This window comes from Peribacillus sp. Bi96 (genome assembly GCF_918698115.1).
Taxonomy (GTDB): domain Bacteria; phylum Bacillota; class Bacilli; order Bacillales; family DSM-1321; genus Peribacillus.
The window spans coordinates 16,730-35,628 of the sequence record NZ_CAKKLV010000001.1 but is presented as its reverse complement, the minus strand read 5'-3'; the positions used below and the strand labels follow the sequence as shown (position 1 = coordinate 35,628).

Annotated in this window: 20 protein-coding genes; 6 read left to right on the top strand and 14 right to left on the bottom strand. The window is 40.2% G+C overall.

Annotation, left to right across the window (positions count from 1 at the left end):
- Positions 1 to 40: 40 nt before the first annotated feature.
- The 10 genes from LQ203_RS00195 to phnG form a co-directional block, all read right to left on the bottom strand.
- Positions 41 to 826, bottom strand: a complete 786-nt coding sequence (locus LQ203_RS00195; protein WP_230154501.1) for an ABC transporter permease subunit — start codon at positions 824 to 826, stop codon at positions 41 to 43.
- Positions 816 to 1,604 (bottom strand): phosphonate ABC transporter ATP-binding protein, encoded by a 789-nt coding sequence (gene phnC, locus LQ203_RS00190; protein WP_098369895.1) that lies wholly within the window; start codon positions 1,602 to 1,604, stop codon positions 816 to 818. Before phnC ends, LQ203_RS00195 begins: the two co-directional genes overlap by 11 nt.
- Positions 1,605 to 1,631: 27 nt before the next feature.
- A complete protein-coding gene (gene phnD / locus LQ203_RS00185) occupies positions 1,632 to 2,666 on the bottom strand; it encodes a phosphate/phosphite/phosphonate ABC transporter substrate-binding protein (RefSeq protein ID WP_230154499.1) in 1,035 nt (344 codons plus the stop codon).
- A gap of 134 nt (positions 2,667 to 2,800) precedes the next feature.
- Positions 2,801 to 3,508, bottom strand: a complete 708-nt coding sequence (locus tag LQ203_RS00180) for an ATP-binding cassette domain-containing protein (RefSeq protein ID WP_230154490.1) — start codon at positions 3,506 to 3,508, stop codon at positions 2,801 to 2,803.
- A gap of 22 nt (positions 3,509 to 3,530) precedes the next feature.
- Positions 3,531 to 4,709, bottom strand: coding sequence for a phosphonate metabolism protein PhnM (gene phnM / locus LQ203_RS00175; RefSeq protein WP_230154488.1), 1,179 nt, complete (start codon positions 4,707 to 4,709; stop codon positions 3,531 to 3,533).
- Positions 4,710 to 4,740: 31 nt separating this feature from the next.
- Entirely contained in the window at positions 4,741 to 5,586 is an 846-nt protein-coding gene (locus tag LQ203_RS00170) for an ATP-binding cassette domain-containing protein (protein ID WP_230154486.1), read from the bottom strand.
- A complete protein-coding gene (locus tag LQ203_RS00165; RefSeq protein WP_230154484.1) occupies positions 5,587 to 6,441 on the bottom strand; it encodes an alpha-D-ribose 1-methylphosphonate 5-phosphate C-P-lyase PhnJ in 855 nt (284 codons plus the stop codon).
- Positions 6,434 to 7,570: a carbon-phosphorus lyase complex subunit PhnI gene (locus LQ203_RS00160; protein ID WP_230154482.1), complete on the bottom strand. Its 1,137-nt coding sequence runs from the start codon at positions 7,568 to 7,570 to the stop codon at positions 6,434 to 6,436. Before LQ203_RS00160 ends, LQ203_RS00165 begins: the two co-directional genes overlap by 8 nt.
- On the bottom strand, positions 7,552 to 8,169 hold the full coding sequence (gene phnH / locus LQ203_RS00155) for a phosphonate C-P lyase system protein PhnH (RefSeq protein ID WP_230154480.1): 618 nt from the start codon (positions 8,167 to 8,169) through the stop codon (positions 7,552 to 7,554). The genes LQ203_RS00160 and phnH overlap by 19 nt, the downstream gene beginning before the upstream one ends.
- A gap of 12 nt (positions 8,170 to 8,181) precedes the next feature.
- The gene (phnG, locus tag LQ203_RS00150; protein WP_230154479.1) at positions 8,182 to 8,607 is read right to left on the bottom strand and encodes a phosphonate C-P lyase system protein PhnG; all 426 of its coding nucleotides are present in this window, start codon (positions 8,605 to 8,607) and stop codon (positions 8,182 to 8,184) included.
- 164 nt (positions 8,608 to 8,771) lie between these two features.
- Here phnG and LQ203_RS00145 point away from each other — a divergent pair, with 164 nt between their 5' ends.
- Positions 8,772 to 8,921 carry a hypothetical protein gene (locus LQ203_RS00145; protein WP_230154478.1) on the top strand — a complete coding sequence of 50 codons (150 nt, stop codon included), beginning with the start codon at positions 8,772 to 8,774 and terminating at the stop codon, positions 8,919 to 8,921.
- Here the strand turns inward: LQ203_RS00145 and LQ203_RS00140 are convergent.
- Both LQ203_RS00140 and LQ203_RS00135 read right to left on the bottom strand, forming a co-directional pair.
- The gene (locus LQ203_RS00140) at positions 8,888 to 9,589 is read right to left on the bottom strand and encodes a GntR family transcriptional regulator (protein ID WP_230154477.1); all 702 of its coding nucleotides are present in this window, start codon (positions 9,587 to 9,589) and stop codon (positions 8,888 to 8,890) included. The two genes, LQ203_RS00145 and LQ203_RS00140, sit on opposite strands and share 34 nt — an antisense overlap.
- A gap of 247 nt (positions 9,590 to 9,836) precedes the next feature.
- Positions 9,837 to 10,694, bottom strand: coding sequence for a PHP domain-containing protein (locus LQ203_RS00135; protein ID WP_230154476.1), 858 nt, complete (start codon positions 10,692 to 10,694; stop codon positions 9,837 to 9,839).
- A gap of 739 nt (positions 10,695 to 11,433) precedes the next feature.
- Between LQ203_RS00135 and guaC the strand changes: the two genes are divergently transcribed.
- Positions 11,434 to 12,417 carry a GMP reductase gene (gene guaC, locus LQ203_RS00130; RefSeq protein WP_230154475.1) on the top strand — a complete coding sequence of 328 codons (984 nt, stop codon included), beginning with the start codon at positions 11,434 to 11,436 and terminating at the stop codon, positions 12,415 to 12,417.
- Between the two features lie 67 nt (positions 12,418 to 12,484).
- Here guaC and LQ203_RS00125 read toward each other — a convergent pair whose 3' ends face one another.
- Positions 12,485 to 12,823 (bottom strand): zinc ribbon domain-containing protein YjdM, encoded by a 339-nt coding sequence (locus LQ203_RS00125; protein ID WP_230154474.1) that lies wholly within the window; start codon positions 12,821 to 12,823, stop codon positions 12,485 to 12,487.
- A 186-nt stretch (positions 12,824 to 13,009) separates the two neighbouring features.
- On the opposite strand from LQ203_RS00125, the gene LQ203_RS00120 reads away from it, so the two are divergent.
- The 4 genes from LQ203_RS00120 to LQ203_RS00105 all read left to right on the top strand — a co-directional run bounded on the left by LQ203_RS00120 (position 13,010) and on the right by LQ203_RS00105 (position 17,498).
- Positions 13,010 to 13,699, top strand: coding sequence for a response regulator transcription factor (locus LQ203_RS00120; RefSeq protein WP_230155327.1), 690 nt, complete (start codon positions 13,010 to 13,012; stop codon positions 13,697 to 13,699).
- The gene (locus LQ203_RS00115; protein WP_230154472.1) at positions 13,696 to 14,700 is read left to right on the top strand and encodes a sensor histidine kinase; all 1,005 of its coding nucleotides are present in this window, start codon (positions 13,696 to 13,698) and stop codon (positions 14,698 to 14,700) included. Before LQ203_RS00120 ends, LQ203_RS00115 begins: the two co-directional genes overlap by 4 nt.
- Positions 14,701 to 14,800: 100 nt before the next feature.
- On the top strand, positions 14,801 to 15,562 hold the full coding sequence (locus tag LQ203_RS00110) for an ABC transporter ATP-binding protein (RefSeq protein WP_230154464.1): 762 nt from the start codon (positions 14,801 to 14,803) through the stop codon (positions 15,560 to 15,562).
- Positions 15,552 to 17,498 carry an ABC transporter permease gene (locus tag LQ203_RS00105; protein ID WP_230154462.1) on the top strand — a complete coding sequence of 649 codons (1,947 nt, stop codon included), beginning with the start codon at positions 15,552 to 15,554 and terminating at the stop codon, positions 17,496 to 17,498. Before LQ203_RS00110 ends, LQ203_RS00105 begins: the two co-directional genes overlap by 11 nt.
- A gap of 107 nt (positions 17,499 to 17,605) precedes the next feature.
- On the opposite strand, the gene LQ203_RS00100 is transcribed toward LQ203_RS00105, so the two are convergent.
- Entirely contained in the window at positions 17,606 to 18,670 is a 1,065-nt protein-coding gene (locus tag LQ203_RS00100) for an NAD(P)/FAD-dependent oxidoreductase (protein ID WP_230154460.1), read from the bottom strand.
- Between the last annotated feature and the right edge of the window lie 229 nt (positions 18,671 to 18,899).

The following is an 18,899-nucleotide window of genomic DNA, read 5'->3' as shown; positions in this document are numbered from 1 at the left end:
GTAGGAGAAGGAAATGGTTTGATTGGACCCTCTGCCTGCATTATAAAATCACCCTCCTCACATAATTTGAGATCAATTCAATACTTAATATCGAAATGATGATCGTAATGACGACAAGACTGGCAATGTCATAACTCAAGTTTTTATAATAAAGATTAAACGTAAAACCAATACCCGATCCTGTAAGCAGTCCGACCAATGTTGCATTCCTGATATTCGTTTCAATCATAAAAAGTACCCAGCTGATCATTTGCGGAATTGTTGAAGGGATAACAGACTGCGAAATGACGGTTAGATAACTTGCGCCGGTTGTCTGCAATGCTTCTACGGAACTGCAGCTCACTTCATCGATCGTTTCGATGAAAGCTCTTGTTAAAAAACCGAAAGATCCAAAAAACAAGGCAAAATAACCGGTCAAGGAACTTTGTCCAAATGAAAATAACAGAACCAACGCCCATATTGAGACATCAATATTCCTAAATAAAACCGCTACCCCACGGCTAAAACCTCCGAAAAAAGCATTCACTCTTGTCGTATTGGAACCCAATATTGCAAATACAAAGGCCAATATTCCCGCGAATGTTGTTGCAGCAACGGATATTAAAAGTGTTTCTTTCAGCTTTATCAAAATATCTGGCAGTTTGGTAAGCGACTCTTTTGTTGGATAAAAATTCGATAACGACCATTGTATGGCCTTAGGAACGGAAGTAACCCCTTTTGCGATGCTGAATTCTGTAATGATAATGGAAACAGCCGTCACAGCTCCAATAAGCAAAAACAATACAAGTGAATTTCTTCTCTTTTTTGCAAAAACATCAGCCGACATGGGAACCTCCCAAATCAAAAATCAACTTCCCTTCATCTGATCCATAAATCTGATGGATATCATTCGAGGTTATATTTTGAGTTGTGCCATTGAAAACAACCTTGCCACCATTCACACCGATGATTCGATCCGAATATTTCAGGGCAACATCGACTTGATGCAGGTTGACTACTACCGTGATTCCCATGGAAGTGCAGATATTCCTTAAATGATCCATAATCACTTTGGAAGAATTCGGGTCAAGAGAGGCAATCGGTTCATCGCACAATAGCAATTTAGGATTTTGGATAAGTGCCCGAGCAATTCCAACCCGCTGTTTCTGGCCTCCGCTCAACTGATCGGACCTTTTATAGATTTGATCTTCCAGACCGAGAATTTGGAGAACTTTAGCTGCCTGAAGTTTCTCCTCTTCGCTATAAAGGCCAAGGATTCCAGCCAGTGTAGATTTATAGCCTAATCGTCCATGCAGGGTATTTTCAATCACACTTAGTCTATTTACAAGATTATAATGTTGAAAAACCATCCCTATTTTCCTGCGTACCTTCTTTAACTCCCTTTTATTCACCTTGTATACATGATCATTATCAAAAATGATTTCTCCGCTAGAAGCATCGATCATCCTATTGATGCATCGAAGAAGAGTTGATTTCCCTGCCCCAGATGGCCCTATGATCGAAACGAACTCTCCTTCTTTCACAGTGAAGTCAATATTGGATAACGCCTTTGTACCATTTCCAAAATGTTTTGAGACATTTTTCACTTCCAATAATGTTTTCATGTATGATCCTCCTACATTCTACTGCCCTTATTTAGATAATTCCCGAATTGGATTGAACCAGTCATCCTCAACTTCTACCAATCTTTCTTTTCCGCTCACCCGTTTAAATAGACCTGATAACTTAGAATCTTCTGGTACAAAAACTTTCTCGTTATTTGCTATTTCATCAGACATCAACGTTTCAAGAATTTTTTCACGTGTTTCCTCACTGACTAATTCGGTGTTAACAACGAAAGGTGCATTCAAAACTGGAGTCACTGAAATGAGTGAGAATGTCTTATCTACAACTGTGTTGAAGGGTTCAGCTGCATCCTTCTTTACTTTATACACGGCACCTGCTTTATTTTCTTCCCCATCAGCCAGCTCCACATAATTATTGACACATGTGTCACAAAAAGCTGCCACTTCCGCTTTCCCGGTTAAAAGATTTACAGCGGATCCTTGGTGTGAACCGCCATAAAGCACTTCACTGAAGAATTTATCTTTCCCGCCTTCCAATAAATCCTCGGCCTTTAATTCCTTAAACTTATCTTGCTGCGAAAAATAATCAACGATTCCTGTGGAAGGAACTTTGAAGCCAGATGTAGAGCTATTTGATACGAAGGAGAACTTTTTCCCTTGGATACCGTCTATCTTGTATTCGCCGTTAATTTTATAGTCATCTGCATTTTGAACAGCCAGCCAGCTTTTATAGACTGCATCATCCAACGTACCTGATTCACCGCTTGGAACAACTAGAGGTTGAACCTTATCGTTTTTGTTATTTGCTTCAATATAGCCTTGTGCCCCCAGGAAAGCTAAATCTGCGTTTCCATTAGCAATTGCCTCGATTGCAATGTTATAATCCGTAGTGGTCTTATGTTCGACTTTCTTTCCTGTGGCATCCTCTAAGATCTTCCCGATTTCATCGCGGGCTTCCCCTAAATCTTCCCCGGATTCATTTGGCAGCCATGCTATGGTTAATGTATCATCTTCATTTGCACCTGTTGAACTACTAGAAGAACAGCCTGTAAACACCAGTAACATAACTAACATCAATATGGACATCATCGATTTTTTCACGTTAAATTTCCCCTCCAGTTTAAAAGATCTTTTCTTATTTCGGTCACTTCCCATATAACAATACCGGTACAATACTAACCTGTTGTTAAGAGGGCTGAATATTCAGTAAAATTTATGTGAATCAATCGTTAAATTTATTGAACAGCTTGAGTAAAGCATCCATTCTGTATGCTGTATTCTTTATTTACTAACCGATTCATGAACTCCAAGTCATGAAAAATGCCCAGCATGGTCGTTCCTTCGTTCATTAGCTGTTCCAGCAGGGTTTTTACCTTCACTTTAGAATCGTGATCCAAACTTGCTGTCGGTTCATCCAACAGGAGGAGCCTCGGCCTTTTCACCATTGCTCTTGCTATATTTAACCTTAGCTTCTCTCCTCCTGAAAAGGTAGCAGGGTAACTGTCCCATAGCTCTGTTCCTATTTCAAAGTGGTCGAGGATTTTTTCTGTTTCAATATTGGCCATTTCCCTGGTTTGTCCCATTTCAAGGATGGCCCCGGTAACGAGCTCCCTTGCTGTAGTCCTTGGCATGACATTTAAAAATTGGGACACATAGCCTATCTCATGCTTACGCAGGTAAATCATTTCCCTTTCAGTAGCTTTTGCTAGATTAATCGCACCATAGTGGGAAGATTCATACCAGATGTCTCCTTCTTGAACCTGATAGGTACCATAAATCGATTTTAAGATCGTTGATTTTCCGCTGCCGCTCTTGCCTGTAATGCCGATAAATTCCCCTTTTTTCACTGTGATCGTAATGTTGCTAACCGCATGGATATGCTTGCGTTGATTATGTAAAATAAAAGACTTGGATAAATCTTTGATCTCCAATATGTTCTCCACTTTGCCACCCGCTTTCTAAAATTTAAATCCTGTAATTCGTTTTTTGAATCAATTTCCCATCTACGATCACAGTTGTTATGACAGGGAAATCACCAGAAATTTTTTCAATAATAAGTATGTCAGCCTTTTTCCCTTCGTGAATCGATCCAATTTCGTCTTCCATCTTGACTGCCTTTGCGGGATTAATCGTAACTAGCTTAAACATATCGACAAGGTCCATCCCATGGTTTTCAACTAATTCAAACATTGAATGGAGCAGGGCTGCAGGGTAATAATCACTGCATAATATGTCTATACTTCCATCTTGAATAGCTTCAGAAGCACTTAAGTTCCCGCTGTGAGAACCTCCCAAAAGCACATTGGGTGCACCGGCTATGGTATACATCCCCATATCATGGGCCTTACGGGCAATCTCAAGTGTGATTGGAAATTCACTTATACTCGTTCCAAAGCTGTGAACCAATTCAAGCTTCTCTATTGAATCATCATCATGTGAGGCAACGGCAATATTGTTTTCTCTTGCTAGCAGTGCAATTTCCTTCATTCTTTCAATCGTCAGCTTTTCTTTCACTTGATGAGTCCGGATCATCACATCAATGGCTTCATCACTATAATCGTTATATCCTCTTAAAGTGTTTCGATAAATCTCTAGATGCCGATACTGCCCTTGTCCTGGAGTGTGGTCCATGAATGAGACCAGATGCACCTTCTTTTCCGAAACATATTCTTTTAAACTATCAATATCCTCCAAATTATCGATTTCATAACGGGCATGAAACCGATGACGGACCAGGTGCTTCATCTTATGTGTTTGATCAATTAAGTCAATAAGCTTTCTTACATTCTCAGGCTCCCGAATTGGCTTATATGCGTATTCAGTAGATTTATAGAGAGATAGAGAGTGAAACATGGTCGTAATCCCATGCGTAATCAGTTCCTTTTCCGTTTCCCTTAAGCTCAAATGAAAATTCATTAAAGAAGTGGGGCGCGGCGCAGTCATATGTTCAATATAATCCGAATGGAGATCAATAAAACCAGGTGTAACATATCCCCCCAAAGCGTCCAGCACCTCCATCTCAGGACTCGTTTCGATTTCTCCCACAGGTGCAATCCGGCTAATTCTATCATCCTTAATTAAGAGATCATGGTCCATCAATATCGAGTCTTCCGTTATTATTTTTCCATTTTTAATCAGCAACATTGTCTTTTCCCCCATTTTCCTTTAGTTTCTTTTACAGCAGTGAGTGTACTAATTGCTGGGTATAAGAATGCTGCGGATCTTCGAGAATTTGATCTGTCAAACCCTGCTCGATTACTTTACCCTCCAGCATAACGAGCGTACGGTCTGCAAGCATTCGGATTACGCCCAAATCATGGGATACCAATACAATGCTAATATTCAAATCTCTTTGGAGGCCTTTAATTAAGTCCAATACACTTGCTTGAACTGATAAATCCAAACCTGTGGTGACCTCATCCAAAAGCAGTATCGGTGGATTGTTGGACAATGCTTTTGCTATCTGGACCCGTTGCTGCATTCCGCCTGAGAAATTCCTTGGTTCTTCTTTCATTCGATGAATGGGAATATTGACTGCTTCAAGAAGCTCGGCCCCTCTTGTTTCCATGCTGCCAACATGTCTGTTCCCAGCTGAAATTAACTTCTCAGCAATATTGCCTATCGAGGAGAAATTCATTTTCAATCCTAGAATAGGGTTTTGATAAACCTTCCCCATTAGATGGTTTCGAACGAATCTTTTTTTCTGGGCAGACTCCATGAATAAATTCTTTTTTCCATCCTCAAAGCCAGCCACATACATGTCTCCGTCGGTTACTTCTTCATCAAAATACAAACTTTTCATTAAAGTGGATTTGCCACTGCCGCTTTCCCCTACAATTCCGAGAACTTCTCCGTGATGCAAATCGAACGTAACACCTCTACAGGCATATACCGTCCCGCATTCGTGACAATAGTTTTTCGTCACTTTTCCTAATTTCATATAATTGCATGTTGAACATCCGTTTCCATACTGTTTGTTCAGCTGTTTAACTGATAATACAGGTACCTCAAGCACAGACATTTATTTCACTCCCGATATTTGTTTTTGATTGACCATTTCAAGACAATTGCTTGTATCATTGCATTGGAAATACGTTTCCCCTGATTCCCCATCAACAAGTTCATCCAAAAACAAATCATTGGAACCACAGAGAATGCAAGCATGATTTGTAAAGGACTCAATTTCAAATGCATAATCATCAAATGCTAAAGATGATACATTTGTATATGGAGGTAATGCATATACCTTTTTCTCCCTACCTGCACCTAACAAAATGAGCGCTTCACTATCGTCTAGCTTGGCATTATCGAATCTTGGTATTGGACTTGGTGCCATGACATACCTGTCGTGCACCATTACCGGATGGTCTGCATCCGTCGCCATTATTCCGTACTTCATAATTTGTTCAAATAACATCAGCCATGCTCCGCTATACTCTCTCTCAGCATGCAGCTTTTTCGTTTCTTGTTCGCTCGGTTCAAAATTCCTTAAAGGTTCTGGTAACGGAACTTGAAGAATTAAAATTTGGTCTCGTTGTAGCGGCACTTCCGGCACCCTATGTCTAGACTGGATTAAAGAGGCATCTGCTGTGCTTTCCGTTGTCCTTACCCCAGTGGTGTCAGATACGAGTTTTTTTATGTTAACGGCATTAACGGATTCATCCGAGCCTTGGTCGATCACCTTAAGGACGTCATCCTTTCCGATCAATGACAATGTCAACTGCAGTCCGCCCGTTCCCCAACCACGCCCAATCGGCATTTCCCTTGAAGCGAATGGGACTTGATAACCGGGAATGGCAATCGCCTTCAGTGTTGCTCTTCTAATTTCCCGTTTCGACCCTTCATCAAAGAATGCGAAATTATAGGTTTTATTCATGCAATCCAACCTCCTGCTCTGTAGTCTTATCTTTCGACTTCCGAATGCTATCAAGCTTGGATTGGAACGTAACATAATGAGGCATCTTCAAATGGGAGATAAAGCCCGTTGATTCCACTGAATCTATATGATAAAGAACGAATTCCTCGTTGTGACTTGGAAACTCCTTGTTTGGTTTTTCCAGGCAATTATCCAAGATGCCCATTGCAATTGCTTTTGTTTCATTTTGTCCCATGCACATGCCATAACCAACTTCAAACTCTATTTCTTTTTTGCCTTGGTCTTTCTCTACCGTAAGCGGAATGAGCATCTCTACCTCCGTTGCTGTGAAGTCTCCAATATAATAGCTATCTTCCTCTTGCCCTTCGTCCAGCAGCGGGTGATCGAGATGGACAGGCAGCTGCCCTACGCGTAGCTCCCCTACTGTCGGGTGCAGTGCACCATATCCTCGAATGACTGCATAAGCAAGTGATGTCACTGCACCGGTTTGGCCTCTTGTTAAAATTTGCAGGCGTTCACTCCGCATTGAAGGAAACTCTAGACTTTTCCTTGTAACATCCCCAGGCTGCAAATCATTGTTTTCACAGCCTGCTAATAAGCCTTCACTTCTTAAGTAGTCCAAAACTTTAGGCAAATGGTTTAAATCACCCATATGGTCCTGATTTTCGATTGAATGATTCTCATCCTGAAAAGCTCGTAACCAATCTTGAATGCTTATATCCGATTCTTGCTCTAACTCCGAATCTAGTAACCGATGTGTATAATCGGTCGTAGCACCTAAAATCTGGCCGCCAGGTACATCCTTAAAACTAGCTGATATCCGCCGTTCCACTTTCATATTTTCAGAACTGATCACTCGTGAAACATGTTTTCGCGGCAAAGTAGATCGATAGGCCCTTAAAAGGAAAACAGCTTCTTCCGGATTGCCTTCAGCCTGTTTAATAGCAAGTGCAGCCAGTGTTTGATCATACAAACTGCTTTCTGACATTACCTGATCAATCAACCCTCTCATCCCAGCTTCTATCTTATGAAGCTCTATAGCCGTCCCTTTTTTGACCCGTTCATACTTTAAGCGTTTAATGGATTCCTCAATCGCCTTTGTTCCGCCCTTTACTGCAACATATCCCATATAATCTCACCCCCATTTCCTTTGATTTGCGTCGTTCTCGGTAAAGCTATTAAACGATCTTGTTGATCCACAAAATACATATCGATTCCTAACGGGAATTCTCTGTTTTTTTCGTTCCTTGCACCCAGCCAAGAGGTAGCATTCGGGAGTGTTATAATTGATTCCTGTTGAATTCCTGGTCCTGAAAGGATCATTGAGTCCCCTTTTGTTACATCCGGTACTTCTAAAATAATCATTGCCGATTCATGAGGGTTCAACAGATTACCTACCTTTGCATGATTTAAAGCTTCCTTCAGTTGCTCTTCGGAAGCATCATGTAAAATAAAGATGAAATCTGCTTCTGGCAATTCGACAGGCTTTGAATATGTAAGCTGATTAATCATTCTTGACACTGCCTCCTCCTCCTTTGCAATGACCTTGAAAGTCACTTCAGGGTCAAGTACCGTGCGTGCAAGCAGGATAGTAGAAGATAAGCATTCTATTTGAACCCCCAAAGTCTTGGCTTCCCTCTCCAAAACCACTAAAGTTCCAGGTCTTGAAGTCGCCGTTACAAGCTTTCTATAAACAGTTTGTATATCATGAACTACATCCAGATTCATTGCTTTCCCCCCTTATTGAACATCCATTGTCTCAAAGTTAACCTTGGTTCTAAGAATTGATCGATTCAGCTCTTGAAGGTTTTTCTGTATATTCTTCTTCTCATTTTCTAAAACAAGTGACCATAATCTTGTTTCGCCAAGATCTGCCTGATAAGCGGCATCAATGATAGCTAAACTATGTGCCAGCTCTTCCCGATGTCCCTTCACGATACCAATCCCGATTGAATCCTGGATTTGGACCGTGCATTCAGTCACCAGCATTTCCCCAAGATAAAACAAGCTCTTTTTTGCCGTTTCCCTTGTCTTTAGCAACACAAGAGCACTCTCTGGCTTTTGAATGACGGTAACTTTATATATCATTTCTATTTCCTTGGCAAATTCCTTCGCAATGGCCTCAGAGCCTTGAATCAAAATCTCGGTTCTTTCCCTTCTTCTCATTCCATTGGCCTCCAAATGTTTTAGTTTCCCGCTACATCTTCAATGTATCTTGTTGCCAAGTGAACGTACGTTAAGAAAGAGTAAATCTTTGTATGAAATTTGTTAAAGTCGGGTCTACACTACTCAAGATTTCGTGCTTTTACTCATGAATTCGAGGGTTACTCGTGAGTTTTGTACTTTTACTCGTGAGTTCGGAGCATTTACTCGTGAGTTTCGTACTTTTACTCGTGAATTCGGAGCATTTACTCGTAAATTCGAACGATATCTGGAATGGAAGTTTTTATATAACATATGTGAAACAATCGCTTCTATAGATTATGACCGTGTGCTCAAGGACTTGATTGCTCCTCTTATCCCGGCATAATGATTCCACTTGTAAAAGTGGAATTAAACTAGAACACTGCAAAATATCCCGTTCGAAAAGAGTAGGAAAAATCACTTTCAGTGTGCTGCTGCTGGATCCGAATTCTACATAACCGCGCTGCCTATAATATTGAAACATAGAGGTAATGTCAGGACCGTCATTTTCTATTTCAGGAAATGCTGTTTTTGCTACAAAAGATGTATGAAGAGCAATCGGGAAATCGTCCATTAACCTAAGCCTGCCAATTTTAAAGACCTTGTCATCACTTCCCACGCCGAGGCTTTGAAAAATCTTCTGATCATAAGAAATTTCTTCGCAATAAATAGTACTCGTTTGAAAGGAAAACTGGAATTCTTTCATTTTCTCGGTGAAACTAACATCTCCAGATAGAATTAACGGAATTTGCTTCTTACTTTCCTGGACATAACTTCCCTTACCTTGCTTCGAATAGATAAAGCCTAAATCTTGAAGCTGTTCATATGCCTTCCTGACAACCATTCTGGGAACATTAAATTGATCAGCGAGTATATGCTCTGAAGGTAACTTTTTATCCAATTGATAGGTCCCGCTCTTAATTTCAGATATCAAATGATCCACTAGAAAGTTTTTTTCCGCCAACAGAAATCCCCCTTTAAACGATCCGATCTGCCTAATACTATTTTTCCTTGCTAAAGTCAGTGTAATGAGAAAATATGAAGCTACCATGATTTTCTTGTAAAAAAAAAGTCCTGGTCAATTACCAGAACAAAAGAATACTTATTTTATGAATCTTTTCTACACCATCCTGCCTTGTTCAGTCTTTCAAATTGCTCATCCAGCATATGAGCAGGCCACTCTCATAGCAAAATTCCTTTTTTCATGAACATCATTTAATGGCCATGCTTTTTTTCCTTAATTTCAAAGCATCCACACATTCCGTTCCAGGGCTCATACTGCCAAGCCGATTCGGTTTATCCCCATACTCCCCATGAAAATCTGAACCTCCTGTCTTAATGAGATTATATTGATCTGCATATTGAATCGCCCTTTCCTCTTCTGCATGACCATGATGTGGGTGAAGAACTTCAATCCCTTCAAGTCCTGCTTCTACAAGATCAGGAATCATTTCAAAGCTCTCGTATTGTCCAGGATGAGCAAGGACCGGAACGCCTCCGGCAGCACGAATCGCCTTCACAGCTAGAATAGCATCTACATACTCCATTGGAATAAAAGCAATGCCTGGCTCTTCTCCATTTTGGCCGCGACTGAAAATTTTCTTATACAAAGCGCCATAGATAGAATTCGTATACCCCGCTTCCTGCAGCGCTAGCATGATATGTTGCTTATAAACACCAGTTCCCCCCCTAAACTTAGAAACCTGATTCCAAGTTATTTGATATCCTGCATTGATTAGCCGCTCCACCATTTTTTCTGAAGCTGCATTCCTCTTTTCAATCAATGGATTACATAGCTCCTCAAGCGCCTTATGTCCATGCTCAACAAAATAGCCCAAAATATGTACACGCCGGCCTCTTGCAAAATCATAACCAGAAACCTCTATACCAGGGATGATTTCAATTCCTTGATCTTTTCCCATTTCCACCATCTCCTGCAATCCCATCGTTGTATCGTGATTCGTAATCGCTAAATGACCAATGTTCTCCCTTTTCGCAATCTCCAATAGTTCTACAAAAGAACTGGACCCATCCGAAATGTTCGTATGACAATGTAATTCAACCTTCATGCCAATCCCCCATTCTTATTCGTCACCTATTATCATTCTAACCTAGTGCCAAGTCGGTCAACGTTAAGAAAATGTAAAAAAACGTAAAAGTGTAAAAGTCGAACAGATTGGTGAAAATATATAAGTATTTCTGGCTGCAGACAAATAAAAACGTTCGAGTTGATTTAAGAAATCCACTCCCTTTCCGCCTCCCCTTTTTATCAACAAAATGGTTTTTATCTAAGATTTAAAACAAAAGTTGATTGGAACGGGTGTGCAAGACTCCTCCGGGAACAGCACGTCCCAGGGAGACCCCACAGGCGCAAATACCGCCGAGAGGGCTACTGGACCGCCCGCAGAAAGCGAGTTCCTGAAGTGGAAATCCAACCATTTGAATTTTACAACCATCAAAAAAGTAGACAAAAGGGGTAATTGCTAAATTTTAAAACAAAGTGATTGGAAAACGGAAGGTACGAGACTCCTGCGGGAATACGCGTCCAAGGGAGACCCCGCAGGCGCAAAGAGCGCCGAGGAGGCTTCCGGACCGCCCGTGGAAAGCGAGTGCCTGGAGTCGACAAACTGAAATACATGAGTATTCTTCAGTTTCCTTCCCTGTAATGGATTTTCGATCTATCTGAAATAAAAACAAAATAAAACCATTAAAATTTTTGACTTACTGTCAAAAATGATGTACATTACCTAGTGGGCGAACAATTTTTATATAAAAAGACAAAAATATTCGTATATAGAGGTGCATAACATGGAAAACGTGTTTGATTATGAAGATATTCAATTAATTCCTGCAAAATGTGTAGTAAATAGCCGTTCAGAGTGTGATACTTCCGTTACTTTAGGTAAACATACATTCAAGTTACCTGTAGTACCTGCCAATATGCAAACAATCATTGATGAAAAGATTGCCATCTACTTGGCTGAAAACGGTTACTTTTATGTAATGCATCGCTTTGAGCCAGAAAAACGACTGACCTTCATTAAAGATATGCATTCACGAGAATTAATCGCATCCATCAGTGTCGGCGTTAAAGAAGAAGAATACGGATTCATTGAACAATTATCAAATGACAACATTGTCCCTGAATATATTACGATAGATATTGCACACGGCCATTCCAATGCCGTGATAAAGATGATACAACATATTAAAAAACATTTACCTGAAAGTTTTGTCATTGCAGGAAATGTGGGAACTCCGGAAGCGGTACGGGAATTGGAACATGCCGGTGCCGATGCTACAAAGGTAGGGATTGGACCAGGGAAAGTATGCATCACTAAAATCAAGACTGGATTTGGAACGGGTGGCTGGCAATTGGCTGCACTTCGCTGGTGTGCAAAAGCGGCAAGCAAGCCAATCATAGCTGACGGCGGCATTCGCACGAACGGTGATATCGCTAAATCAGTTCGATTCGGTGCTTCCATGGTCATGATCGGTTCATTATTTGCTGGACATGAAGAATCTCCAGGTCAAACGATCGAGAAAGATGGAAAGGCCTTTAAAGAATACTTTGGTTCTGCTTCTGAATTCCAAAAAGGTGAAAAGAAAAACGTTGAAGGCAAAAAGATGTTTGTCGAACACAAAGGATCTTTGGAAGATACGTTGAAGGAAATGGAACAAGATCTTCAGTCTTCCATTTCATACTCCGGAGGAAACAAGTTAGAAGCAATCAGGAATGTGGATTATGTGGTCGTTAAGAATTCAATCTTTAACGGTGACAAAGTTTATTAATGAGTATCCATTCTCGTAAAAAAGAACGGCCTATTAGGCCGTTCTTTTATTTATTGGCTAAGTTCACTTATACCTTTTTAACAAATTGGGATTTTAATTTCATAGCACCAAAACCATCAATTTTGCAATCAATATCGTGATCCCCATCGACTAAGCGGATACTTTTGACTTTTGTACCCATTTTTAAGACGGAAGAGCTTCCCTTCACTTTAAGATCTTTGATGATTGTAACGGTATCACCATCGTTCAAGGCATTTCCATTTGCATCTTTAATAGTCTTTTGTTCACTATTATCAGTTATTACTTCTGTCGTCCACTCATGAGCGCACTCCGGGCAAACAAAAAGACTACCATCTTCATATGTATATTCTGAATTACATGCAGGACAATTGGGAAAATCGGACATACATTCACTTCCTCCATTCGTTATTGTCAATTCTAATATAATAGTGGTTTACATACAACCCGTAATAGCCTTCTGGTTGTTCCTCTAGCAGAAGAAATTCAGCTCCCATTTCCTCCCTCCTCTAGTACCTTAAAAGGTTTTACTATATAATTCTAAGGAAAAGCAGAAAAAAGTGTGGTGAAACCTTTGTTTAAACTCTTATTGATAGAAGATGATACGACGTTATTCAATGAGATTAAAGATAGATTGGCACAATGGTCTTATGATATTTACGGGATTAGTGATTTTAGTAAAGTGGTTCAGGAATTCACGGATATTAAACCTGATTTGGTCATCATTGATATACAGCTGCCGAAGTTCGATGGGTTTCATTGGTGCAGGATGATCCGGTCCCACTCCAATGTTCCCATCATCTTTTTATCATCACGTGATCATCCTACCGACATGGTGATGTCCATGCAGCTTGGCGCTGATGATTTTATCCAGAAGCCGTTTCATTTCGACGTACTCATTGCAAAAATACAGGCCACGCTTCGCCGTGTCTATAATTACAATACTGAAAAGATTGAATTGAAGACTTGGTGCGGTGCTACAGTGGATTATGAGAAGAATACTGTGTCCGCTGAAACGGGCTCTATCGAATTGACAAAAAATGAAATTTTCATCTTGAAAAAGCTCATTGAACAAAAAAACAAAATCGTTAGCCGGGAAGAATTGATCAACAGCTTATGGGATGACAAGCGTTTCATAAGCGATAACACCCTTACCGTAAACGTGAACCGTTTACGAAAAAGATTGGATGAACTGGGTTTGGGGCATTTTATCGAAACGAAAGTTGGCCAGGGTTATATCGCAGTAGAAGAGGCAAATGCATGATTGGAAAATATTTCGCGGAAAGGATCAGCTGGATCACATTCTACATCTTTCTTCATTTATTCATTATCTTTGTCGCTTTTCTTGATTCAGCCATTCCGTTAAAACCAATCCTATATATTGTCTTTTTATCGTTGATACTGTTCAGTATCTTTTTGATTTTCCGCTATAAAAAAGAAACGTTTTTCTATAAAAGTTTAGAAGCGCGGGAAGACAATCTGGATATAACGAATATAGCCGGACCAGAAAGCCCTTTCGAAAAAATCATAGAAAACAGCATCATTAACCAAACCGAATTATTGAAGCAATCCGCTTCAATTGGTCGAATGACTTTAGAGCAGGAGAAGGATGAATTATTATCTTGGATTCATGAAGTGAAGACACCATTGACAGCGATGCATTTAATGATTGACCGCTTGGATGATGACTTGCTGAAATCCCATTTGACGTATGAGTGGCTGCGCATTCATCTTCTCCTTGATCAACAGCTCCATCAACGGCGCATGCCTTTCATCGAAAATGATTTGTATATCGAGAATGCGGATTTGGAAATCATAATCTTTGATGAAATCAAAACGCTGCAATCATGGTGCATTCAAAAAGGAATTGGCTTCGACATACAATTGGATGTAACCGAAGTGCTCAGTGATGCCAAATGGCTGGCTTTCATCATGAGGCAGATCTTAACCAACTCCATTAAATACAGCGAAAATGCCGATATTACGATAAATAGCTATATCCAAGACGAACAAACGATTCTTGAAGTGAAGGATTCCGGACGAGGCATCGACCCAAAAGACTTACCCCGCATTTTTGATAAAGGATTTACATCCACGACAAATCATCGTGACAATGCCGCAACTGGCATGGGTTTATATTTAACCAAGAACGCGGCAGCGTCCCTATTGATCACCATTGACGTAAAATCAGAGCTTGGAGTGGGAACGATCATGACCTTGACCTTCCCAAAAAGAAATGAATTCGTGAATATCACAAGCATGTGACAAAAGTGTCACATGCTTTTATTCTTTGTTCGGCCAAACGAAGGAAAAGAAATACATCGCCTTTTATAATGAGGATATAGAAAAAAAGGAGTGTATCGTTATGAATATATTAGAAGCGAAAAAAATCCATAAAAGCTATGGTAATAAGTTCAATAAACAAGAAGTATTAAAGGGTCTCGATATAAGCATACAAGAGGGTGAATTCGTAAGTATCATGGGTGCTTCCGGTTCAGGAAAAACGACTTTGCTGAATGTCCTTTCCTCGATCGATAAAATCAGCAACGGCACGATTACGATTGATGGTAAAGAAATTTCCGACATGAAAGAAAAGAAGCTGGCCGAATTCCGAAAGAACCATCTGGGCTTCATTTTCCAAGAATATAACTTATTGGACACACTGACTGTCAAAGAAAATATCCTTCTGCCCTTATCCATTACAAAAACACCAAAGAACGATGCGGCACAAAAGTTTGATGCTGTAGCGAAAGAACTGGGTATATATGAAGTGAAGGATAAATATCCAAATGAAATTTCCGGAGGTCAAAAACAGCGTACATCTGCAGCACGGGCTTTCATCCATGAGCCAAGCATCATTTTTGCGGATGAACCGACTGGGGCGCTTGACTCTAAATCCGCTTCCGATTTATTGAACAAACTGAGCGAAATGAATCAAAAGCGCAAAGCGACCATCATCATGGTAACCCATGATCCAGTAGCCGCCAGTTATTGCAGCAGAGTCATTTTTATTAAAGATGGGCAAATATATACACAATTGAATAAAGGCGAAGAAACCAGACAAACCTTCTTCAAGGACATCATGAGAACACAAGGTGTATTGGGCGGGGTGCAAAATGAGCATTAATCAACTCATCTTTCGAAATTTGAAAAAAAATCTGAAGAACTATTATCTGTATGTGTTTGCCCTAGTCTTCAGCGCTTCCCTTTATTTTGCTTTTGTCACCTTGCAATATGACCCAGCGATGGATAAAGCGGAAGGTACGATCAAAGGGGCCGCCTCCATCAAGGCTGCATCGATCCTGCTTGTTGCGATTGTTTCCATATTCCTTTTATACGCCAATAGCATTTTCATTAAACGACGCAGTAAAGAAATCGGATTATTCCAATTGATAGGCATGACCAAGAACAGAATTTTCCGTATCCTGAGTGTGGAAAACTTAATCCTGTACTTCTGTTCTGTATTTCTAGGAATCTTCGTTGGGTTTGCCGCTTCCAAATTGATCATCATGATTTTATTTAAAATTACCGGGGTTCAAGCGATCGCTACCCTCCAGTTTTCTTTTCAGCCGCTTGTTCAAACCGTGCTCGTTTTTAGCGCCATCTATCTTTTCATCATGTTGATGAATTATGCCTTCATTAAAAGGCAAACCATTCTATCATTATTTAGAGTGACTTCAATGACGGAAGGAAAAGTGAAAAAGGTTTCGATGTTCGAAATGATTCTTGGGATATTCGGGATCATCCTAATCATTGCCGGTTATGTCGTTTCATCCAAATTATTCGATGGAGCTTTTACACAGATGACCGAGCTTTTTATGGCCATGATATTCATTTTGGCAACCGTCATCATCGGTACCTACCTATTCTATAAAGGATCCGTAAGCTTCATCTTTAATATCATCCGTAAAAAGAAAAATGGCTATTTGAATATCAATGAAGTATTGTCCCTTTCATCCATCATGTTCCGGATGAAATCGAATGCGGTATTATTGACGATCATCACGACCGTTTCCGCTTTGGCGATCGGGTTATTATCATTAAGCTATATCTCCTACTACTCAGCGGAGAAAATGGCACAAAGCAGTATCCCTACCGATTTTTCGATGACGGATAAGGGAGATGCGGATAAATTCAAAGAAGCTTTATCCGACAGTAAAATTGATTATGACGAAAAGGTGATAGATGTCATTCAAGTGGATGTCAATGTAAAGGAAATAATGGAAACCAGCCTGGAAGGAGTGAACTTTGATCCGGACATCATGACCGTTCCCGTCATCAGTGATGAATCCGTTAAAGGAATCAACCTCGCTGAAGATGAGACCCTTTTCAGCGGATACAGTAATATGATGGAGAAAGTCATGTCCTTGAAGGATTCCGGAAAGATTGAGCTGAAAGGCAAACATGAAGTGATTCCGCAGACATATATGGGATTGAAAGATGATACATTCGTGTCTTATTACTTCACGAATGGCGGATTGCCCGTTGCCATTGTAGACCAAACGATATTCGACCGTTTGAAAAAGGATGTCGACCCCAAAATCCAAAAAGTATCATCCGTTAATATCGGCATTGATGTGAAGGATGAAGCTGAAGTTGAAAAAGCGAATGATTTCTTCAATAAAATGAGTTTTAAAGAAGAACATGTGAATGATTCTCAATTTGAAATGTCCAACAACCAGAAGAAGAATATGGGTCTTATCATGTTCATCGTCGGCTTTTTGGGATTAACCTTCCTCGTCACATCCGGTTGTATCCTGTATTTCAAACAAATGGATGAAAGTGAAAATGAAAAATCTAATTATACCATTTTAAGAAAACTGGGATTCACACAAGGTAACTTACTAAAAGGAATCCAAGCAAAGCAAGTTTTCAATTTCGGTATTCCTTTAGTCGTCGGGTTATTTCATAGTTATTTTGCAGTTCAATCAGGATGGTTCTTATTCGGGACCGAAGTTTGGACACCGATGATCATCGTTATGGCACTATACACGGCATTATACTCGATCTTCGGAATCCTATCCGTATTTCATTACAAGAAGGTCATTAAAGAATCTCTATAAGCTGCTAAAAGCTCCAGGACACATAAGGCCCTGGAGCTTTTAGACTGTAGAAATTCAACATGGTTCGTGGTGAGACATTTCGAACCTGCTTCCAGTTTCCGTTTCCTTTAAAATACCCTTGCCGGTTTCATCATTTCCTTGATCAATTCCCTATTGCGCTTTTTAAAGATTTCATTATGGGAAGAGACCATTCCCACTCCGTGAGCGTCAGGCTGGATATATTGCTTCGCCTTGTTTACGGCGTTTGCTGCATCTTGAAAAGTACCTGCTATCAGGTTCAATTTACCTTCATGCTTTAAGATATCACCGGCAGCGTATATCCCCTCCATCGAGGATTCACTGGCAGCAGTACCTTCAATATAATAATTATCCACTATGGCAATATCCACTTTACTATTTTGTAGCAGAGATGTATCGCGTTCGTATCCATGATTGATGATGACTTCTTCGATCGGCAGGTAAGAAACCTCTCCCGTTTCATGATTCGTCAGTTCAACATGCTCGATTGATGCATGATCATCACATGCGATCAGTTTTGTAATCGTCGTATTCAAGTAACAAACAGCAGAGCTTTCCATCAATTGCCTTGCTTGTGATTCATGACCAGCTAAACTATCTTTCCTGTATGTCAGATACACCTTTTTGGCGATGGTCTCCAATTCATTTGCCCAGTCTATTGCAGAATTCCCGCCGCCTGAAATGATCACCGTTTTATCCTTGAAACGATTGAATGACTTCACAGTATAGTTTAAATTGGAAACCTCAAACCTTTCAGCCCCGTCTATTTCCAACTTTTGCGGATTCAGAATTCCCCCGCCAACCGCGACAATGATCGTTTTGGAAAAGTGCATTTGCCCTGAGGCGGTATGTAAAACGAAGATACCTTCTTCATTACGTGTGATTGATTCCACTTTTTCATTCAAGACGACTGTTGGATTGAATGTTAAACCTTGCTCCACCAGCTGCTCAATTAATTTTTCCCCAGTAGTGGGTGTCAGCCCTCCTACATCCCAAATCATTTTCTCCGGATAGACATGAATTTTCCCGCCTAGCCGTGGCTGGTATTCAATCAGTTTAACTTTCATTTCTCTAAGTCCGCTATAAAAAGTGGAGTAAAGGCCTGCTGGCCCTCCCCCAATAACCGTTACATCAAATAAATCTTGCTGTTCCATAACGTCCACTCCCCGGTAATCAAATGTGATTGATTATCATTCTCATTTAATCGTACACTCTTTTCTCACTTTTTACAATATGGATTTATTAAAAAACTCTGTTCATTTAAAAAATGAACAGAGTTTTTTATTTCCAATCACGCAAACTTACCATTCATTAAGAATGAATGATAAATGGAGTATTAGAATGAATGTTAGGTTAAAAATGGAATGAGGGTATGGGACGTCA

Coding starts and splice junctions, on each gene's coding strand:
- LQ203_RS00195 (WP_230154501.1), bottom strand. CDS start 826: ATGTCGGCTGATGTTTTTGCAAAAAAGAGAAGAAATTCACTTGTATTG.
- phnC (WP_098369895.1), bottom strand. CDS start 1,604: ATGAAAACATTATTGGAAGTGAAAAATGTCTCAAAACATTTTGGAAAT.
- phnM (WP_230154488.1), bottom strand. CDS start 4,709: ATGTTGCTGATTAAAAATGGAAAAATAATAACGGAAGACTCGATATTG.
- LQ203_RS00170 (WP_230154486.1), bottom strand. CDS start 5,586: ATGTCTGTGCTTGAGGTACCTGTATTATCAGTTAAACAGCTGAACAAA.
- LQ203_RS00165 (WP_230154484.1), bottom strand. CDS start 6,441: ATGAATAAAACCTATAATTTCGCATTCTTTGATGAAGGGTCGAAACGG.
- LQ203_RS00160 (WP_230154482.1), bottom strand. CDS start 7,570: ATGGGATATGTTGCAGTAAAGGGCGGAACAAAGGCGATTGAGGAATCC.
- phnH (WP_230154480.1), bottom strand. CDS start 8,169: ATGAATCTGGATGTAGTTCATGATATACAAACTGTTTATAGAAAGCTT.
- phnG (WP_230154479.1), bottom strand. CDS start 8,607: ATGAGAAGAAGGGAAAGAACCGAGATTTTGATTCAAGGCTCTGAGGCC.
- LQ203_RS00135 (WP_230154476.1), bottom strand. CDS start 10,694: ATGAAGGTTGAATTACATTGTCATACGAACATTTCGGATGGGTCCAGT.
- guaC (WP_230154475.1), top strand. CDS start 11,434: ATGGAAAACGTGTTTGATTATGAAGATATTCAATTAATTCCTGCAAAA.
- LQ203_RS00125 (WP_230154474.1), bottom strand. CDS start 12,823: ATGTCCGATTTTCCCAATTGTCCTGCATGTAATTCAGAATATACATAT.
- LQ203_RS00115 (WP_230154472.1), top strand. CDS start 13,696: ATGATTGGAAAATATTTCGCGGAAAGGATCAGCTGGATCACATTCTAC.
- LQ203_RS00110 (WP_230154464.1), top strand. CDS start 14,801: ATGAATATATTAGAAGCGAAAAAAATCCATAAAAGCTATGGTAATAAG.
- LQ203_RS00105 (WP_230154462.1), top strand. CDS start 15,552: ATGAGCATTAATCAACTCATCTTTCGAAATTTGAAAAAAAATCTGAAG.
- LQ203_RS00100 (WP_230154460.1), bottom strand. CDS start 18,670: ATGGAACAGCAAGATTTATTTGATGTAACGGTTATTGGGGGAGGGCCA.